General features: G+C 41.2%; 22 protein-coding genes and 1 pseudogene. 3 read left to right on the top strand and 20 right to left on the bottom strand.

Annotation, left to right across the window (positions count from 1 at the left end; genetic code table 11):
• The first annotated feature begins 34 nt into the window (after window positions 1-34).
• Window positions 35-1,486, top strand: coding sequence for a phospholipase D family protein (locus tag R7P69_RS20090; RefSeq protein ID WP_025768095.1), 1,452 nt, complete (start codon window positions 35-37; stop codon window positions 1,484-1,486).
• A gap of 58 nt (window positions 1,487-1,544) precedes the next feature.
• Here R7P69_RS20090 and R7P69_RS20085 read toward each other — a convergent pair whose 3' ends face one another.
• From R7P69_RS20085 to R7P69_RS19985, 20 genes and pseudogenes are all read right to left on the bottom strand, one after another.
• The gene (locus tag R7P69_RS20085; protein WP_258488408.1) at window positions 1,545-3,203 is read right to left on the bottom strand and encodes an autotransporter assembly complex protein TamA; all 1,659 of its coding nucleotides are present in this window, start codon (window positions 3,201-3,203) and stop codon (window positions 1,545-1,547) included.
• A gap of 336 nt (window positions 3,204-3,539) precedes the next feature.
• Complete coding sequence (locus tag R7P69_RS20080) at window positions 3,540-4,004, bottom strand: DUF2846 domain-containing protein (RefSeq protein WP_005377099.1); 465 nt, start codon at window positions 4,002-4,004, stop codon at window positions 3,540-3,542.
• A 169-nt stretch (window positions 4,005-4,173) separates the two neighbouring features.
• Window positions 4,174-4,800, bottom strand: a complete 627-nt coding sequence (locus tag R7P69_RS20075; protein ID WP_033907480.1) for a LysE family translocator — start codon at window positions 4,798-4,800, stop codon at window positions 4,174-4,176.
• Between the two features lie 327 nt (window positions 4,801-5,127).
• Window positions 5,128-5,754, bottom strand: coding sequence for a LysE family translocator (locus R7P69_RS20070; RefSeq protein WP_064354013.1), 627 nt, complete (start codon window positions 5,752-5,754; stop codon window positions 5,128-5,130).
• A 132-nt stretch (window positions 5,755-5,886) separates the two neighbouring features.
• Window positions 5,887-6,237 carry a DUF1428 domain-containing protein gene (locus tag R7P69_RS20065; protein ID WP_064354014.1) on the bottom strand — a complete coding sequence of 117 codons (351 nt, stop codon included), beginning with the start codon at window positions 6,235-6,237 and terminating at the stop codon, window positions 5,887-5,889.
• Between the two features lie 97 nt (window positions 6,238-6,334).
• On the bottom strand, window positions 6,335-6,940 hold the full coding sequence (locus R7P69_RS20060) for a hypothetical protein (protein ID WP_238951961.1): 606 nt from the start codon (window positions 6,938-6,940) through the stop codon (window positions 6,335-6,337).
• 81 nt (window positions 6,941-7,021) lie between these two features.
• The gene (locus R7P69_RS20055) at window positions 7,022-7,318 is read right to left on the bottom strand and encodes an antibiotic biosynthesis monooxygenase family protein (protein ID WP_017634583.1); all 297 of its coding nucleotides are present in this window, start codon (window positions 7,316-7,318) and stop codon (window positions 7,022-7,024) included.
• A gap of 143 nt (window positions 7,319-7,461) precedes the next feature.
• A complete protein-coding gene (locus R7P69_RS20050) occupies window positions 7,462-7,749 on the bottom strand; it encodes a putative quinol monooxygenase (protein WP_053306982.1) in 288 nt (95 codons plus the stop codon).
• 143 nt (window positions 7,750-7,892) lie between these two features.
• Complete coding sequence (locus tag R7P69_RS20045) at window positions 7,893-8,534, bottom strand: alanine--tRNA ligase-related protein (RefSeq protein ID WP_053350311.1); 642 nt, start codon at window positions 8,532-8,534, stop codon at window positions 7,893-7,895.
• 142 nt (window positions 8,535-8,676) lie between these two features.
• On the bottom strand, window positions 8,677-9,222 hold the full coding sequence (locus tag R7P69_RS20040; RefSeq protein ID WP_025768089.1) for a GNAT family N-acetyltransferase: 546 nt from the start codon (window positions 9,220-9,222) through the stop codon (window positions 8,677-8,679).
• A gap of 253 nt (window positions 9,223-9,475) precedes the next feature.
• Entirely contained in the window at window positions 9,476-10,039 is a 564-nt protein-coding gene (locus tag R7P69_RS20035; protein WP_005389307.1) for a sugar O-acetyltransferase, read from the bottom strand.
• Between the two features lie 143 nt (window positions 10,040-10,182).
• Entirely contained in the window at window positions 10,183-10,596 is a 414-nt protein-coding gene (locus tag R7P69_RS20030) for an RDD family protein (RefSeq protein WP_065274600.1), read from the bottom strand.
• Between the two features lie 141 nt (window positions 10,597-10,737).
• Window positions 10,738-11,346, bottom strand: a complete 609-nt coding sequence (locus R7P69_RS20025; protein WP_149192529.1) for a pyridoxamine 5'-phosphate oxidase family protein — start codon at window positions 11,344-11,346, stop codon at window positions 10,738-10,740.
• Window positions 11,347-11,489: 143 nt separating this feature from the next.
• Window positions 11,490-11,891, bottom strand: a complete 402-nt coding sequence (locus tag R7P69_RS20020; protein WP_005377076.1) for a DUF2007 domain-containing protein — start codon at window positions 11,889-11,891, stop codon at window positions 11,490-11,492.
• A gap of 104 nt (window positions 11,892-11,995) precedes the next feature.
• Entirely contained in the window at window positions 11,996-12,517 is a 522-nt protein-coding gene (locus R7P69_RS20015; RefSeq protein WP_054575061.1) for a GNAT family N-acetyltransferase, read from the bottom strand.
• A gap of 140 nt (window positions 12,518-12,657) precedes the next feature.
• On the bottom strand, window positions 12,658-13,722 hold the full coding sequence (locus R7P69_RS20010; RefSeq protein WP_054575062.1) for a hypothetical protein: 1,065 nt from the start codon (window positions 13,720-13,722) through the stop codon (window positions 12,658-12,660).
• A 686-nt stretch (window positions 13,723-14,408) separates the two neighbouring features.
• Window positions 14,409-15,380 carry a phosphotransferase gene (locus tag R7P69_RS20005; protein WP_047102731.1) on the bottom strand — a complete coding sequence of 324 codons (972 nt, stop codon included), beginning with the start codon at window positions 15,378-15,380 and terminating at the stop codon, window positions 14,409-14,411.
• Window positions 15,381-16,876: 1,496 nt separating this feature from the next.
• A complete protein-coding gene (locus tag R7P69_RS19995) occupies window positions 16,877-17,518 on the bottom strand; it encodes a hypothetical protein (RefSeq protein ID WP_155486758.1) in 642 nt (213 codons plus the stop codon).
• A gap of 156 nt (window positions 17,519-17,674) precedes the next feature.
• Window positions 17,675-18,134: pseudogene (locus R7P69_RS19990) on the bottom strand (N-acetyltransferase family protein).
• A 259-nt stretch (window positions 18,135-18,393) separates the two neighbouring features.
• Window positions 18,394-18,651, bottom strand: coding sequence for a class I SAM-dependent methyltransferase (locus tag R7P69_RS19985; RefSeq protein WP_238951964.1), 258 nt, complete (start codon window positions 18,649-18,651; stop codon window positions 18,394-18,396).
• 187 nt (window positions 18,652-18,838) lie between these two features.
• On the opposite strand from R7P69_RS19985, the gene R7P69_RS19980 reads away from it, so the two are divergent.
• On the top strand, window positions 18,839-19,087 hold the full coding sequence (locus R7P69_RS19980) for a type II toxin-antitoxin system Phd/YefM family antitoxin (RefSeq protein ID WP_005377003.1): 249 nt from the start codon (window positions 18,839-18,841) through the stop codon (window positions 19,085-19,087).
• On the top strand, window positions 19,077-19,367 hold the full coding sequence (locus R7P69_RS19975) for a type II toxin-antitoxin system RelE family toxin (protein ID WP_005377002.1): 291 nt from the start codon (window positions 19,077-19,079) through the stop codon (window positions 19,365-19,367). The genes R7P69_RS19980 and R7P69_RS19975 overlap by 11 nt, the downstream gene beginning before the upstream one ends.
• Window positions 19,368-20,059 lie beyond the last annotated feature (692 nt).

Genomic DNA, 20,059 nt, shown 5'->3' with positions numbered 1-20,059 from the left:
CTTATTCCTTGAACATCATTAGGAAGGTTTACTCATGTTTCCTAACGCCCTTCGTGCCCTGCTACTCTTTATCTTCAGCGCACTATTGGTTGGCTGTGCCCAGCCCTACCCGCAAGTTGAACCGGATTTTGAAGCCAATTGGCAAACTACTCAGCATCAAGCCGAAGTTTACTTAATTCCTAACGCTCCGGAAGCCTTTGCGCGTCGCGTTGAACTGGTTAGAAATGCTCAGCAAAGCATCGATATGACTTACTTTTCTTGGGAGAGTGACACGCTTGGTTTGATGCTACTCAATGAACTCAAGCAAGCAGCAGATCGAGGCGTGCAAATTCGACTCACTCTCGATGATCTATTGGTTTTTAACGAGAAATGGCTTGCTGATCTCAGCGCTCACGACAACATTCAAATCCGTTTATTCAATCCGTTTGATTCACGTAAGTCAGGTTGGATTGGTCGCGCCGTCAACTTCTCTACTCACCAACAACGTTTGGACAATCGTCTGCACGAGAAGTACTTCAACGTCGACCATCAATGGATGATTCTAGGTGGACGCAACATTGGCGACGACTATTTTGGTTACAGCCGCAAAGCCAACTTCTTTGATATGGATGTCTTGTTCAAAGGCAGCATTCTTCGAGCGTTCGACCAAAACTACCAACAACTTTGGGACAGCGAGCATGTCACGCCAATAGAAAACATCGTTAACGTTACCCCAAACTATTCCGCGTTTACTAAAGCGCTTAATAAAGGTGAGAAAGACAAAAGCATCATTCTGGCTGAGGTTGAAAAACAGGTTAAACACCTGACCAGTCCCGACTTCATCACTGCGCAAGTCACCCCCGTTTTCGACTCATTAAACAAGTTAGAAAACAACAAACCCTACTTTAGAAAACGTGCAGAACACCAAGTTTGGCAACAAATAGCCACTGCGTCTAAAGCCGTGATATCAACGCCTTACGTGGTACCAAGTGATGGTGAGTTTGCCTTTATTGATACCTTGATGGAGCAAAAAGCGGACATCACGTTAATGACGAACTCGTCTGCATCTAATGATTCTGGCTTTATTCCGGCTTATTACGAGGAGCATCGCCAAACCCTGTTGGATAAGGGCGTTCATATACTTGAGTACAAAAACCAAGCGAAAAATGATGACCATTACTTCCATGCGGATACTTATTATCACAACAAGACGGTGATACTCGATGATCGGCTGACTTATATCGGCTCATCAAACTTCGACCCAAGATCGGACTTCCTCAATGTGGAATTTGGTGTGTTGGTCCAAAGCGAAGCCTTTGCAGAACATGTCATGCACTACTTAAATCGACAACAAGATGAACTGTTTTGGCGAGTATCTCGAGATGGACAAGGCCAAACTCAATGGCAATCAATGAATGAGATCCATACTAAGAATCCAAACTATGGTGGATGGCATAAGGCGCCTAACTGGATATTCAAGAAACTGAATGGTGAGTTCGAACTCTAAACAATCAAGACTTAAAAAGGCTCTCTATCTGCAAGGATGAGAGCCTTTTTAATGCCCTCTAAAACTGCGTGCCTAGTGAGAAGTGAACGCGGAATTGGTCTCCTTGCGGAGCATCTAAACCATAAGCAAAGTCCACTTTGACAGGCACGTATTTTGAGTTCCATATCAAACTCAGCCCTGTACCGCTTTTCCAATCCACCCTATCGTTGAAGGCATCACCAACATCATAAAATGCCCCAAGCCACAGTTGGCGGTAGACCTGATATTTATATTCCAGCCCAGCAGTGAACATGTAACGAGCACCCGTTAAATCGCCATTTTCATCTCTCGGAGAGATAGACTCATAACCATAACCACGAAGATTGCCATCACCTCCCGCAAAGAAGCGTAACGAGGATGGAATATCGCTCAAAGTGTCAGCGACATTAATACCGACATTGGAACGAAAGTGAAACTTGTGTTTTGCACTAATGTCCCAAGACAGAACACTATTGCCCTCAATACGCAGCAAACGAGAATCGGAGAAAAAATTGGGGTCTGAGTATTCCAATGAGTAAACGTGACGGTGCTTTACTTCTAATTGATCGTTCTTGCGATCAAGTAGTGAAAATATCACCCCCGGTAATAACAACTGTGATTCGTTATTCTCCGACGCTTGTCGATAACTTTCTTGCAAATAACGAACGTGCATGGTGCTTTGCCAATCACTGTCTAACTGCCAGTGCTTTTCAAACGATAAATCATTAGAAAAACTCGATGTATCTCGATAATCGACATGCTTAGATTCAAACTGAATCCCGTAGTAATCCGTTAGAACATTTTGTGTGGGAATTTTATAACCAAGTAATAGAGATTGTTCCGGTTTGGAAACGTACGCTTGTGCCTCAAAACTGTGTCCACGTGCGTTGTACCAAGGCTTGGTCCAGTTCAGCGAAGCGCGTAATCCCAAGTCTGTCGAATACCCTCCACCGACTTGCACAATATTGCGTGAATTCGGCTCTGCGAGCACTTCTATCGGCACCTTATGACCATCGGATATCTCCTCGAAATCCGCTTTCACAATCACACTGCGAAACCAATCAGTACTGGAGAGATCGGCCTGATATTGACTCAATTTCAAAGTATCAAAATCGTCGCCCCGCTCAAATGTTCTCATCGCTTCTATTCGAGCCGTTTCGATACCCGACGTAAGGACAGACAGCTCTCCAAATTGGTAACGAGAACCACTAGAGAAATGCAGATTCACATGGGCTTGATTCAAACTTGGAATGACTTCCAAAGACGATTCGATAAAACGTCCATCCAAGTAACCTTTTTGCTGAGCCAATGAAATCAAGTTTCGCTTTAGCGTATCGTACTCAGAATGAAGCAACGGCTGCCCTTGTTTAAGTTTAGCTTGATTAATTAGTTCGATGAAATCCTGGTCGTTACTGGCCTCCCCCGACACAGCAAGGTTAGATTTTTTGACCAACATAACCTCCCCTGCGTCAACCTCAAGCGTGATGATATCATTTTCCGATCTCTTAACATTGAGCTCGGAATGATAGTAACCATAAGGGTTTAACGCATTATTAACCATCTGCGTTAGTCGATTTGAGGTAATGTTTGAAACAGAGAGTTTCGTTAGTGGTGTAAGGTGACTTTCAAGATTTTTCTCTAATATTGGTGTTAGCCCTTTGATTTTAAATTGCGCTCCGAGTGCATGATGTAAAGGCATAGAAGCTAAAACTGATATACCTATTATTTGTTTAATGTGAGGAGACACACCGCTACCTAGTTTAGCAATACACTCGACAAGGTTAATGATGGAATGGCATATCTGTTAATCGCGTTTGTAGGATTGCTCCCTACGAAATCCTCTCGAAAATTCACGTTTCACAAGTAGATTCTTTGAACAATAAGTGGGCTCAAGCTAGGAGGTGGCAAATCATGCGGTCTGAAATAGGTATACTGTTTGCCAAAAATACAAAACCCAACGCTGAATGGATCTCATCAAGCGTTGGGTTACATTGATAATGTGTTTTTTAATCTAAAAAGCGGTCTGTTTGTAAAACTAGATCGAAGAACAGTTTCCTTTTTCTGCCATGTCGACTTTTAGTACTTCTGCTTTACCTTTGCTTTCGTCTACGAGTTCTACGCCCGCACCACCAACAAATACACCCATTTTAATGTATTGATTAACGAAATAATTACGGCCCTCTTCCGTTAAGATAGTTAAGTGATTTTCAGAAAACTCAGACTCTGTACTTACTTGATGTTCTTTATTGCCTTCGACCTCATGGTAGAAGAATACACCAGGAGCGGTTTCACCAATACATTCCCCATCGACGTAAACATACTTTTTAAGCGCTGCTCCGACAAAAGCATCTTCTCGGTAAATGTAAATCCCTGCGTTCCCCTTTTGAGGTGCTTCAAATGATTTCATTTGATTTGATACTGTCGAATCAACAGTAGGAACAGAAGCACAACCTGACAAACCCAAAAGGAATGCGGAACACAGAATTACTTTATTTTTCATGTTATTAACCTAGCTACGATAAAATCGCGCCAACCATACTATAAATAAATACGTTCACTTATTGGTATTTTTGAAATTTGTGATTCAACCTATGCAATAGCACTCATTTAGCGTATAGATTGAGCAAACATTAGCCATATAATAATCACGAGAATAAAATGCCCTGTATCTAACGATCACTAAATGCCACTTTACTCGCTAGACTGATAAGTAGAATACCTGAAACACCTTCAAGAGTTCTTGAATAACGCTGAGAGTGTGGACGACTAAATACCCAATTACCCACAGAGGCGTACAAAACGTTACATGTCGTCGCAAGTACGCTGAACAGCAAGCCAAGTACTAATAATTGCATTGATGTTGAGCTTGCAGACGTATCAATAAATTGAGGCAGAAACGAGAGAAAGAATAGCGCTACTTTTGGATTCAAGACGCTGACGATAACCCCCTGAACAAACACATTTTTATTATTATCAACATTTTTGTTTTCAACGATTTTACTTTCTCCACGCCACATAGACAGTAATGACTGAACACCTAAATAAACTAGGTAAGCGGCCCCTAACCATTTAACAACGCTAAAAGCCAAAGATGAACTCAGAATTATTGCTGACAAACCTAAACATGCCGCTAGTGTATGAAAAAAGTAACCAATACCAAGCCCCAGAGCCGCTTTCAGCCCAGCAGATAATTTACCTTTCATTGTATTGGAAACAATATAAATTACATCAGGTCCAGGAATCATGTTGATAGCGAGACAAGCGACAACAAATAATAATAGTGAGTTTGAATCCATTCTTTTCTCCAAATTAACGTCTTGCGGGATAACATTTCATCGAACTACAAGTAATGCAACGTCCAGGTTTCAATTGGTTATATTTAGTATTAACAACACGTTACTAATACTACAGCACTGCGCGAAGAGCACAATCATGAACAGTGATACGAATTAAATTATGGGCCTTTGTTAGCCCTTTGAATGATAATATTTAGCATCGTTTGGTTGTAAGCTTTTTCTAGCCAGCAGCTCTTATGGAAGTTAACAAATCGGCTACTTAGTATACTTAATAGACCGTCAAATCAGATAGATTATCTATTCTTATTTCTTCAAGCCTTTTTTGCTTCATTTTCCTGCCTCACTAAGCAGCAACTTAATACTTGCCACACCAAAAAATAACGCGAACACGCCTTCAAAAACTGCTTTGGATCTGAGATAGGTTTGCCTGACCTTTTTATACGCGAAAAGAAAAGCATAGCCAAAGAAAACCAAAGCACTAACCAGCCCTACAACAAAAATGACCGACAACAATTCCAACGGACTGGCCGTAGGAGGAACCCCTATCGAATAAAGCGCACCAAAAAACAGAATAGCCTTTGGGTTAGTTAAGTGAATTAACACTCCGGTTAAGTAATTACCCTTCTCTGTCGTTACGTATGTTTTGGGTAACTTTAGCTGCTCGATGTTGCAGGCAGAATGTACGGACTTTAAAGCCAAATATAAAAGATAAAATGCCCCACAATATCTAAGAATTTCAAAAAGCCAAACATTGCTATAGAGTATGGTTGCGAGACCAAAAGCGGCTGAGGTTGACCAAAATAAAGACCCCGTTAAAACACCTGCAGCCAAATACCCACCAAAGCGTCGACCGTGGTTCATTGACGTGCCTGCTATCGCAAGAGTCGCAGGTCCGGGGCTAGCGATGGCAGCGATAGCTGATACGACAATCAGTGAATAATTTATCTCTTCCATTTTTACTCTAAGCCTCCAAATGGAGTTTTATCAACACTTATCGCGGAATACTCTATTGAACGTACATCAGAAGCGTAATACTGATTAAAACACCAAGTGTCACGAATCGAGTTGAGATTATTTGGTATTTTACTACTCCAAAATAACATCAAATCCGCCATAAATGAGACGCTTTCCATCAAAGGGCATTGGGTTATTGTCTGGACTCATTCGAGGATCACCCATGATCCGCAGCCACCCTGAGTCTCGAACTTCTTTTGAAGGCCAGACTACCCACGAAAACACAACGGTTTCGTTGCTTTCAGCGTTAACTGCCATGGGAAATGATGTGATCTCACCATCTGGTACTTCACTCCCCCACGTCTCAACAACCTTTAAGGCCCCAAACTCCCTGAACATTTCTGCTGCTATTTTTGCGTGTGCGATATACTTTTCTTTATTCGCTGTCGGCACTGCAGCGACAAACCCATCAATGTATGACATAAGTAAACTCCTTTCATTGGAGTTATAACCATAGCTCAATAAAAAGAATGCACATGATGCCAAACCATAGAAGCAGGTACGTAATACAGCTTGAGAGCTACATTCCTAGCTTGGACTTTATATGCATATTTGAAAGGTATGTGTTTGGATCAAGCTTGGTTAGCATATTTATAATCTCCAAAACACTCGAATACTCAATACGTTCCTCTTCAGCATGCCCGATCCCACCTATTGTAAAGTGAGTAAAGCGGTAATCACGATAAACGTTTTGCAGCTGGCTAGAAATATCTTTGAGTAATCTTTTACTGAGGGTGAATGCAGGGTATTCACTACTTTCTGAAAGCTCGGCTGTAGATCCAATAGATACAATATTGCATTTATCGTTAAGTGAACCTAAAGCGTTAAGCTCATTGACTAAATTAAGATACCCAATCGGGCCAACATTCATAAACTCAATCAGTTCGCTTGTTGTCAATTCTGAAGACTCTCCCCACATCGACGCCAAATAAACGATGATGTCAAACTCTACACCTTTGAAGCACGTATAATCTGGTTTTTTACCGGGATCAACGTCAATACAAACAGAAGCGACTCCCTCCTCAACTAGCTTTGATCTAGAAATCGCATAAATTTCTGTACCCTGTACGTTCGTAGCCAAGAACCTTCCTAGCCCCTTACTACCTCCAACGATTAAAATCTGCATAACCCTACTCCTTGGTTAAGGTTGTCTTTCATATTGTCCGCCAAACTGTTCATTAGGCATCACTTTAACGTTTCTATTGCCCTACTTAGTTCTATCTTCAATTTCATCGAATGGTTCAACTGAAACACGCTCTGCAATTTCACTCATCTTCTTCATTTTTTCTGGGTTACTAGTTCCCCAAAACCGCTCCCAGTCTTCACGTGTTCGCCACTTGGCAATAGTTAAAACCTTTTCCGGTACATCGTAAGAACGAAGCATAAAACTACCAAGCGCCCCATCTACTGACTGATGAATTGAATCTGTCGTCGAACGCCATATATTTTGAAACTCATCCATTTTTTCACTTGGCACACGCCATTCATACACAACTCTAAACATAACACTTCCATTAAAATTTCTAGATTTAATACGGCAAAGCATTAAGAACACTAAGCCAGGTGAATAGCTGAATAAAGCAACATAGTAGAGCGTAGAGCAACATGAAAAGCAAAGTGTAAACGCTCTAAATCACTCCGATTCGATTAGTCATGCACACATTCAAAGATTTCGTATTGCCGTTTAACATTGGCTGTTACTTTTCCCCAATGTGAGGCTTGAACTCTTTCCTGATGTTGTTTAAAAGAGGCTTTGTCGACGAACTCCTCATAGACATCAAAACGAAACGGATTAGTCGAGCTTTGAGTCACAAGAAAACTAAGGCAGCCCGGCTCTTCTAACGTGAGCCTTTTGTGAGTTATTAACGCATGTTTTACTAATTCTAGATCCTTTTCCGGAACTAAAATAAAGCCTTTCAATGTAACTTTCGACATATCATCCTCCCGCCCCTATCGTGTAGCGTTTCGTTAAGAAGTAGCCAACACGCCCTCAATCTCAACCATCATATCGCAAATGTGAATCTCACCATGAATTAAAATGCCACGTGTTAGGAATCTATTTCTAATGCCCTATCGACCTACGAGCATAAGGTTATCTCTACCCTTTCTTTGCCTTTACCGATGTTCTTGCGTTTTAATTGAATTTGGCCGACTTCTGATGTGCGCTTTAAGTGAGTGCCACCGCAAGGCACTTGCGCAAACCCATCCACTCTCCAATACCTTCTTTCACTCTCTTGATCGGAAAAGTCACTAATAATGACTGAATCAGAGTTAATCAAATCTTGCACATCAGTTTCAATTTCTTTCAATAGCGGGCCAATACTTTCAGACCACTCGAAATCTATGCGACTCTTATTTTCAGAAATATGCGCGCCTATCTTAACAATGCCTTCCCGACGCTGATAAAACATCTCGAGCACCACTTCAGCCGCAAAGTGTAGCTTCATTAAGGCGTATCTACGCTTCCAATCAATATTCGTAGTTACAATGTCACCAAGAGTAAAATTTGGAGAGGATTCCAATGTGTAAATAAGTCGAACACCTAACTTTTGAGCAATCAAAACCGGAATACCATTAATCGTTCCTTTATCACTCTCTTGGCCTCCAGACTCTGCAAAGAAGATAGTCTGGTCCAATTCAACCTTATTTCCGTCTACATTGCTCACTCTTGAGTTAAGTTCTGTTTGGTAGGGATTAACCCAAAATAATTTCTCGCTCATGCTGCTATCCTTGCAGTAAGTCCTATCTTTGATAGTACATTCAGTGACCACCAAGTCAATTCAAGAAACCTCACCGTCAAATGTAAGGCTGTGTATAGAGCACGAGCAGGCTAGACCTATTAGATGCGTTTAAGGCCGGATACTAAACGCTGTCTAAGGGTTTAGCTAACAACCCGTAAATTGCGGAATCTGAGACTACTCCATTCACTTCCCAACGCTGCCTTAGGAAACCTTCCTTTATAAAACCTAACCGTTCCAAGACTTTACCTGAAGAAGCATTGTCTGGATCTATCTCAGCCTCGATTCGACGTAGATTCAGTGTTTTGAATGCGTGTTCGATTAATGCAGTTCCCGCCTCTAATACAATGCCTTTACCCCAGAAATGACGACTCACGCCAAAGCCAATTTCTGCGCGCCTAGACTCTTTCACGTGATTAAACAGCATTATCTTACCCAGAAGTTGGCCATTGCTCTTTAGGAAGATGCCTAGTGTCACTTCTGTATTGCTATTCATGGCCTGTGTACTCTTGGCTATAAATGTCCGCGCTTCTTCAATTGAAACCCAAGGGCCAGAGTTCCAATATTTCATGACCTCATGGTCTGAGAAGATGTCAAACAATTCGCTTGCATCATCTTCAACTAGCTCTCTTAGAATTAATCGTTCCGTTTCAATCTTTGTTACTAACATTTTGGGGTCAGCCTTTTGGTTCGTTATTGGTGACGAAAATCCAATAAAAGTGTGAGACACGTAATACAAATGATTTCGTATGAGACTTTTAAACAAGCTCAACGCACGGCAAAAGCGCCACGTGTAACGATTCTATATTGAAGCAAATTTTAGACATTCAAGTGCGTCAACAAGTAACCGCTGAACGCATCAAAGCTTGGAGTGAGTTGATCATAAGTCCTAAACACAGGCTCAAAATAGTCCATATACTTTATTATCGCTTAGTGACGATTTCCTTCAGTACTCTGGCTGGGTTGCCACCAACAACGACATTGTCTCCAAAACTCTTCGTAACGACTGCGCCAGAGGCTACCACCACGTTGTTCCCAAGTGTTACGCCAGGGTTGATTACGGCATGGCCACCTATCCAACAATTGTCACCAATGTTTATGGGCTTTGCTAGCTCTAAACCACTGTTCCTCTCGATAGGATCTAAGGGATGAGTCGCAGTATAAATGCCAACTTGAGGCCCAAGTAAACAGTTATCACCAAACTTAACTTCCGCAACATCCAAAATCACACAACCAAAATTAGCGTAAAAATTATCTCCAACGTGAATGTTGGATCCGTAGTCGCAATTGAAAGAAGATTCAACATGAATATCGTCACCTGTTGTGCCGAACAGGCGCTTAGTGATTTGAACTCGCTTTTGTTTATGCTCAACAGAGGTGGCATTCAATTTTTCAGTTAGTAACCTAGCGCTCAACCTTAACTTTAATAACTCTTCATCACTTGGGTCATAAAGCTCACCTGCTAACATTTTCTCTTTTTCTGACATAAAACTTGGACTCCAATACCAATTTTCTTACAACGCTACATTAAGTATGTGAGTAACGCTACCACCTAAGCAAGGCTGTTCCACCACGAAAACAAAGCCCGACTTGAACCCAAGTCCTCAGCGTTAACAATTTTTTCAACAAACTAGTGCACTACCACCACCGTTCTCACTAACTTATCACCGAGCCGTTGCCTCTTTTTACCAAGAATGAAAATTGAGTCAATAAAACCTAAGAATGGAGTAATAACATTTCGAAAGAGCGACTGAAAAATATTGCACTTTTTACCCGTTCTTGCACTTATAACTGCAATGCCCAAAAGTTTTTTACCCACACTTTGACCATTTGGTAAACAATCAGAAAAAAGGTAATACGATACAGTCGCAGTTACTGCTGTAGCGCGCACAAGCTCTTTTTCAATACCGATTTCTAAGCCGCCCCATAAAACGAGCGTAAAAATGCTAAAACTGACAAAAAGATCAATCATTTGTCCAACACACCTAACTCCCGGACTAGCCAAAACGTAATTTTCTAGAGTAAATTTTCCTGCATTTTTCATTTTAAAATTTGGACTAACAATTGTTTATTTGTGAACTAACGCTATTGAGACAGTAACATCCCCACTAAACCTAATCCATACTTCCGCATAGTACGGTCGAACCTGATTTTTCTATCTTTTCAATATATTACCACGCTCGTTCTAAAGGCTAGATTGGTAATATTTCAACATCTCTTCTTGATTAAGCGCTTTACTTTCTAACTTTTGTTGATCTTTAAAGACTTGAGCTAATGAAGGGAGAATTGAGCGATTTACTTTATAGTCATCAGACCAAAGTTTCCCTCTCATCACCGCTTTCGCACAATGAAAGTACATACTCTCTATGACTATTTTGATAACAACCTTAGGATCTTTACTTCCATCGGGGCAAGCAGATATCAAGTTGGCGTCGGTGTGAATACTTGCGATTCCTTTAATACGGAGCACTTCATCAATACCATTTACCATCAATAACAACCCTACCTTGGGGTTACTAATGATATTTTTTAGACTATCGATACGATTGTTCCCCGAGCTATCAGGGAGCAACAATGTTGATTCATCTAAAACTTTTACGAAGCCAGGCTCCCCTCCTTTAGGAGAAAGATCGATATACCCTTGTGAATCAGCGGTACTTAGAACTGCAAAATGGCAGTTATTAATTAATGTAATCGCATGAACATCCAGCACAGGCAGAGCTTTATTTTTAGCTCTCGCACTTGGCTCTGCGTAAATTTCTTTTAACTGCTCTATTGTTTTAATTTCACTCATTCAATGTTATTCCTTCACTATCGTATAATGCTTTGCTTGTAAGCAAGCAGTAACTCTGACTTCTTGTATAGGCACTAGACCTAACTCATCGTAAAAATACTACGAGTACAAGTTGTCTCTTTAATGCCTTGTTATCTGAAGATTTAAAGTTTTTCACTAAACTCCCCACACTGCTTACACTTATAACCATGCTTGTAAAAAAACAGTGGAAAACCCAGTAAAATAAAAACTAAGAAAGCTGGGCGTTTACCTTTTGTAAATGCAAATAGATCTTTACTACCACATTTAGGGCAAACGTCTTTTTCTTCATCAACGTCAACTTCATTTCCCAATGATTCTGAGAAATCGCTACTAAGTATTTGTTTCGCATCTTCTGCATCACTTTCGGCCACCATCAGACGGACGCCGCCAATTGCATTTGAATAAAGCCACTGAGTATTTACCGTGTGCTCGTCAGCGATGTAACTTTCTATTCCGACACTATCTAGGCTTGCTCTCGCAATATGAGCTTCATGAGGAAAAGAAAACCTTGCTACTACAATCACATATTACTCCTTGTGGGAAAGCGCTCCCGTAAGGTATAAGAAACGCTAATTGGAAATGCCACGTGTAGTATTTCTTTTTGAACAATTTATTAGCCCACTACAGACTAATACATATACCCTAACCAATCTATATGACCAACAGCCCAAGTTTTACCGCTGATAGGTTTAACATATAAATCATCTAGTTGCTCTACAGCGACACCGTAATTTTTATGTTCGTGAACTCGCAACCAAGAACTTAGAGAGTTAAGGCGCATATAACCATTAGCCACATAAAAACGCTCCAAATCGGAGACTAAAATGATGAAGTCGACATCTTTAGTGGACGCATACTCGCTGAGTTGAGACAACATTGTTGTGCCAATACCTTGTCTTTGAACTTTGCTCTCGACACAAAAGTCACTCACACCTAATACTTTATAAATTTCATCACCAACGCGAACAACTCTGTAGTCTAATCCCATGTAACCAACTAACTGATCACCTTCGTAATTCAGAACTCTCATATGCGGGAGTTGCTTATAGTAAGAGCGAGTAACTTGGTGTTCAGGAAACGACTGGTTTCTAAGAGCTTCAATTGCATTATGCTGCGCTTTAGATAACTCGATTTCTGGGTAAATATCCATATTTGACCTTTGAGTATTAATGACCTTTTGGAGTTGAGCAACGCAATACAAAAGCCGCCGCATACCGATTTAATCACTGAGCTCAACGCCCAGTTAATGCCACGAGTTGAGAATCACTCTTAAACAGATTGTTAGGCATTTTATATCCTGTGCTGCTGCAAATACTTTATTCCATAATGCAGAGATGCCACGCCTTCTAAAGTAACTTTGTATTTACTAATAGATCCCATTAATTCATCAGTACCTAATACGATTTCAGAGTGATACCATCTTTGCTGTTCAATTTCTGGCCATAGCTTCATTTCTGCAATTGTTGCTTGCGCTTTAATTCTTTTTTCTATTAGTTCAGATTTAGATAACTCAGTAAAACCAGCATAAAAGACTTGGGGCTTTCCTCCCCTAGCGAACTCCCTGCAAACAGCCATGGGAATAAGTTCTGAAATATCATTCTTTGTCAGACCAACTTCTTCCTCTAATTCAGAGTACATATGCTTTGTAAAGAAATTTTCAAAGCTAGTATCGGCAGAATCTGAGGGCCACTTTGCAACCCCGGACGAAGTGCAGTGAATACCACCAGGAAAGACTCCTACTTTCTTTACACGTTTAACCATATAGGGGACATATTCGTCTTCCTCTCTGTAATAAATGAGAGCTGCAATTCCAACTGTGTTAGCCATAGTTTTATCATTTAAATTAGGTAAGAGCCCTCCATAGATTCCACGCTGTAAGGACCTTAGTGAAATGCCATCATCATCCTGAGATGACCAATCTAATATTAAATTGGATTTACATTGGTCAAAGTATGATGCCTTCTGTAGTGAGAAGCTTATATTATCACCTGACTCTAAAACTTCATGAAGCCTGATCGCTCCTTCGTTATCTCTAACCCTTTGGGACTCTATAAGTTGACTGAACCCAAGGTCTGAGACTTTAGACCATTCTTGGTTTGGTGGTCGAAGCATGAACTTTCGATTGTTTATTTTAATTTCTATTTTCTTACCTTCAGGGTACATGCTTATTAGTTCACTGTAAGGTATAAAATGAGAAATCGGCGTTTCTTCCGAGTAAACACCTAACAGATAGCTAGTATCGTAATTTATGAAAGGATCTTTTTTGGGAGCAATTAATGACCCTTTAGCCCTTAATACAAGGTCAAGAAGTGTAAGGGATGCACCAGCAGCACCAACAATTATTTCTATAGCCATATGTCTTCCTTTTTGCCTAACGCCGAGTTAAGGTGTGAGTAGCGCAATACCGAAGATCCAGTATTACGCCTTAATCACTATACTCAACGCATAATGAAAATGCCACGCGTTACGAATCACTCTTAAGCAATTTGTTAGTACATGCGCTACTTCTATTTATGTGCTCCAAGATATTGAAAACTAGCATGATATGAAAGGCTTTGAACACTGAAGTGAGACGGGCCGCTACAAAACTTAAACTCGGTTAAGAAACGAAAGTTGGCTAGAAGAAAAACGCACTGAACAGGCCTACTTTCACTGGCTTCAAATTAGAAAAGGATTCTTTCCTCGTACTTCAACAGCCACACCAGAAGTAATCCAGGTTCTCTCAAAAGCCACAACGAAAATGAAGAAGCGCCAAAGAAATTGGCTAAGAGTTAGAAGCCGTAAACGGTGAAATCAAAGCGAACACTCCGCATATAGTGCCACCGGAAAGAACGTGAAAGGCACTAACTGAAAGGTGTAAAAACGAGCGCCAAAACAGATAAACACCAAAACTTATGACCTTTGATGCCAAACCCTTACTAACGCCGCGTTAAGGGGTGAGCAACGCTATACCACCCAACTTAAACTATTGTGCTATATACACAAAAGCTAAACTTTGAACTGAAACCGCCAAGCGTTGAGAATCCCTCTTAAACGCCTTGTTATGTACCGCCGCAAAATAATGCACTTTCAATTTTGGACCATTGAACCATGAACGGAATAAAGTCACTTTTGGGGATGAACTTCTGTGCAGCGGTATTGTTTTTTAAGAACACCTCTTCCAAAGCCCATACATGATGGTCAGCATAAACAGCCCATGCCTTTGCTCCATCGTTAAGCTCAGGTTGTGTCATAGGTTTAATAGACAGATACCCTTTTAACAAGGCCAATGATTTATTAACATCCATGTCAAACATGTACATACAGGCTCTAGCCACCTCATAACCAGGTGGCATATTTTGTACTAGGTCCCAATCAATCACATCACTTACAGCACCGTTTAAATCAAAAAAGACGTTAAAATGATGAAAGTCGCCGTGAATTAATTGCCTGCTTGTTAAAGGAGTATATGAGTGTACGGCTTGTGAGCTCGCTAGATAGTCACGCTGTTGTTTTACTCTTCGTAGCACCGAACCTTTTGCATCAAGCGCACTGTTGATTTCAATACAGGCAACTATTTTTTGTAACCTATCGACCCAAGCACTTTTATCCCATGAGAGCTCGATTGTTGGAAAACTATTTCCAGCCATAGAAGCTAGTTGAACATGCAATTCAGCCAGTGCTTTTCCTAACTGAAAAGCATGTAACTCCGACAGCTCGCTTTTTCCAATTAGCCCCCCTTTTGCTTCAGGGAATAAAGCGTAAAAGCCATCACCTATTTTGCCAAAGGAGCAGCCATCGCGCGTCAAAACTGGGGCTATTATAGTATTCAAATTTTGGGAGAGTTTTTGTAATAATTCATGCTCAAGCTTGATTTGTGCAACATTGCGAACACGATATTTTCTAAGGTAAAAAGTCTCTGAGGATTGGATTCGAAAGACATGATTAGTCGCGCCAGCTGATTGCCGATTTAAACTAGCATCAGCATCTATTTGGTTCCAGTTTTCACTAACCTCACGAACAAAATCACTCATAGTTCAATTGACCTCATAGGTACATAACGCTGCATTAAGGGGCAGCAACGCAATACTGAAGCCGCCGCATACCACCCTAAACACTTAAACCAACGCATAGTAAAAATGCCGCGCGTTGCGAATCCCTCTTGAACAGTTTGTTAACTGAGCACCTTTCAGTTTTCGCTGATCTTTCAGCCACTTTCGCCAAAGCTCGTTTTGCTAATTAATGATTAACAAAGCTAACTCAAATATGTATTTAACCAAAAAATTACCGTTTATCTTTAGTTTGAAATGCGTCTCACAACACCATACTTCGGCGATGTAAGTGCGCCGAACTAATCACGAATGCCTTATATTATTAGAAGGCTTTGTGCCGCCTTTCACATCAGTAAACTTAAGTATCAAACTGAAATTATTCGCATTAGCTCAGCTAAGGAAACCGACCGAACTCCGGTTTGCTTTAGATCCCATTGAGACCAACTAATTTGATGATGCGCGACATCAATTTCAATCTTTCTAGCTTCGCCCAATAGCTTATTTATACGACTTTCCAAAAATTCCACGTTTAACTCCTAAAGAAACATAACGCCCTGCTAAGGGGTGAGCAACGCAATACAAAAGCCGCCGCAAACCACCTTAATCGCTAAATTCAACGCATAGTAAAAATGCCACGCGTTGTGAATCCCTCTTGAGCAGTTTGTTAGTCGCGAGGCACCGAGCGCCAATTTTAAGCCAAACTAAACTTTGCGAACAACAAACTTTATGTGCTTTGATGCACTTAAGTCAGGCGTAGTCTCAAAGCGGCTGTTTAATGGAACCACTTGGAACAACCAACGCCGCAGAAAACGGACTGGCAACAGTTAAGGGGTGAAGCACGCAATACCTAAGCTTCCGCATGGCACTTCAACACCGAAACCACCGCATACCAAAAATGCCACGCGTGCTGAATCCCTCTTGAACTGTTTGTTAGCACGCTGCCCTTTAAGCTTTTGGTACACGCCAAGACATTGAAATATAGCACGAAACTTATGGCTTAAAACACTAAACCAAACGGACAGCTGCCAAACTAAAAACAGACATCAAGACGTAAGTTGACTAGAAGAAAAACATGCTTAACTGCCCTTTTTCACCGCTTTCAAATTAGCAAAGAATACGGGCTTCGAACTTGAACAACAGCGACAAAGCAACGCTTGTTTTGCCGAAAATTTCTCAGCACTAAAGAAACCACACCAGAGAAATAGCCCGAAAGTTAGCAACCGTAAACGATAAACTCAAAGCGAAAACTTCACATCTAGTGCCACCGGAGCGAACATGAAAGGCACATTTGCTCCTGTGTAAAGCTAGGAAAAGAAACCAATAAACACCAAGACTTTTGATCTCTGATGCCAACCCAGTGCTAACGCCCTGTTAAGGTGTGAGCAACGCAATACCAATGCCGCCGCATATCACCTTAATCACTTAAACCAACGCATAGTAAAAATGCCACGCGTTGCGAATCACTCTTAAACAGTTTGTTAGGCTTTGCCGCGCCATCGCTTTTTCCAATTCTCAAAATCTAACGTATCAGTGCTTGAAGATAATGTGCAGACTGTTTCTTCGATCATATTCTCCAGATCTTGAATAACACCACCGCCTGCCATCACGTGAACAATGGAGCCTCCAGTACCAGCCCCATCAGGTTCTAGGTTTGATCTGTGAAACGAGAACCGACTTTGTGTGTAATCAGAAATGTAAGCGCGTGGCTCTTTACCGTCAAAGTGTAACGGTGGGAAAAATTCAGCAAGAGAAACCCAGTAATCTTGCAACGAATGGATTAGATCGTAACTACCTTGCCGCATGTTTGCTGTAATTCCACTGTCCCATAACTCTTGTGAGCTTTGCTCTACAGCTTTCTTTAGGTTGGGAAGATTATTGATAAAGTGACATTGATGAGGCTGATCAAGATAGCGCCTAGCATAGGATGTAGTTTGCGGAACCATATCAACTTGTTTGTTGCTCACTTTGCGTCTTGCTACCTCTAACATGGGTAAAAGAAAGCTCAGAAACACAAGAATAGGTTCATAGTTTGCGTCAGGTTGCTTTATCCAGAAAGCGCCAATAATTAGAGCAACGATTAGCAATACTATTTCACTAGCCGTAATAAATACCTTTATCAAAGTTACCTCCATTTTCTAGAAAGAAGCCTAACGCCATGTTAAGGGGTGAGTAACGCAATACCGATGCTGCCGCATACCACCATAAACACTAAAACCAACGCATAGTGAAAATGCCACGCGTTGCGAATCCCTCTTGAACAGTTTGTTATGTGCGTGCTAATTGAGGTACTTTTGCCAATGTTGCTGCCCTGTCAAAACTACTCTGTAATCTTCGTAATCCAATGAGCTATAGAGCTTTTTAGCTGCAACATTATCATCACCGACCTCTAGTGTGATTTTGAGGTAATCATTATCACGACAATACTGTTCGATACCATTCAGTTGCGCTTTGCCCCACACCTTTACCACGAAAGTTGTCCGACACCATAAAATCATGGATATTCATCACTCTTTGCACACGATAAGTTGAGAACGATTCAAAGCAAACCGCAAAACCGGCAGGCTTATTGTCGACAAAACTGATAAATCCGTGGAAATAAGGCAACGCAAATAGCTGAGCAATTACTGAGAGATCTAGCTCAACTGAGAATCCAGATAAGTACTCTCTAAACAAAGTCTCGAATATACCCTTGTCCTCTATGCTTTCTGTTTCGATAAGCCTGATTGTGATTTCCATATTCATTTCCACCAAAGCACATAACGCCTTGTTAAGGTGTGAGGCACGCAATACCGAAGCCTCCGCATAACGCCTTAACCACTAAAACCAACGCATAGTAAAAATGCCACGCGTGCCGAATCACTCTTGAACAATTTGTTAGCAGTTTTTTCTACACAAAATTATGCTTTTATCGCATACACCGTTATGTGGTTTGAAGTTTCACGCTCATAGACACTGACATGAAGCACTTGGAACCCTGCTTTCTCTAGTTCAACAACTAGATCACTTTCAGAGGTAACATGACGATATGGACTGCCACCTCAAAGCCTAACCTCTGGAAAGCTCTGCAATGATGTCCTTCACCGCAACCTAGTTCGAGCAGTTTACCTTGCACCGGTCGTTTAAATAGCTCGAGAAAACGCTCAACTAAAACTGCTTTAGACATTCGCTCGTTGCCACCCCAACCTTCCCAGCCAGCTTCGCGAGCTTCAACATACATGTCTTCATGAACTTGGTAGTTTTGTTTCATATTCATCCTTGACTGCTAACGCCTTGCTAAGGTGTGAACAACGCAATACCTTAGCCTCCGCATAATACCTTAAACACATAAACCGACGCATAGTAAAAATGCCACGCGTTGCGAATCACTCTTAAGCAACTTGTTATACCGCTTGGTTGAGGCTAAAATGGCCAGCATAAAGACCACTTAAGAGATTGATTATATGACCACTAGAATTTTAGCCGATGTTGCTGCAAGCATTACTGAGTTAAAAGCTAACCCTATGAAAGTTGCAACTAGTGCTTACGGCGAACCTGTTGCTGTATTAAACCGAAATGAACCAGCATTTTATTGCGTACCTGCCGAAGCGTACGAAATGATGATGGACAGACTCGAAGATCTTGAACTACTCGCTATCGCTAAAGAGCGTGAATCTGAAGAGAGCATTTCGGTAAATATTGATGACCTATAAACTCGACTTTAAAAAGAGCGCCCTCAAAGAGTGGAAAAAGCTTGGTTCTACTCTGCAACAACAATTTAAGAAAAAGCTAATCGAGCGCTTAGATAACCCACATGTTCCGGCTTCAAAACTATCTGGAGCTGACAACATGTATAAAATTAAGTTGCGTCAATCGGGCTACCGTCTCGTCTACAAAGTTGAAGACGATGTCATCATTGTAACCGTCCTAGCAGTTGGAAAGCGCGAACGTAGCGATGTTTATCGTAAAGCCATGAAAAGGTTAGATGACTGATTGCGGTATAACGCCTTGCTAAGGTGTGAGTAACGCAATACAAAAGCTACCGCACAGTGCCTAAATCACCATAAGCCGCCGCATAGTAAAAATGCCACGCGTTACGAATCACTCTTAAGCAATTTGTTAGTACATGCGCCACTTCTATTTATGCGCTCCAAGATATTGAAAAGTGGCATGATATGAAAGGCTTTGAACACTGAAGTGAGACGGGCCGTTACAAAACTTTACCCCGATTGAAAGACGAAAGTTGGCTAGAAGAAAAACGCACTGAACTGCCCGACTTTCACTGACTTTAAATTAAAAAAGGATTCTTTCCTCGTAACTCAACAGCCACACCAAAAGTAATCAAGGCTCTCTCAAAAAACACCACGAAAATGAAGAAGCGACAAAGAAATAGGCTAAAAGTTAGAAGCCGTAAACGGTGAAATCAAAGCGAACAATCCGCATATAGTGCCACCGGAAAGAACGTGAAAGGTACGAACTGAAAGGTGTAAAGACGAGCGCCAAAACAGATAAACACCAAAACTTATAACCTTTGATATCAAACCCGTACTAACGCCCTGTTAAGGTGTGAGCAACGCAATACCGAAGCCGCCGCATACCACCTTAACAACTAAAACCAACGCATAATAAAAATGCCACGCGTTGCGAATCACTCTTAAACAGTTTGTTATGCCTATGCTAACCAC

This window comes from Vibrio sp. 661 (genome assembly GCF_033339315.1).
Taxonomy (GTDB): Bacteria; Pseudomonadota; Gammaproteobacteria; order Enterobacterales; family Vibrionaceae; genus Vibrio; species Vibrio alginolyticus.
The sequence above is the reverse complement of the archived record's forward strand: the minus strand, read 5'-3'. Positions and strand labels throughout refer to the sequence as shown.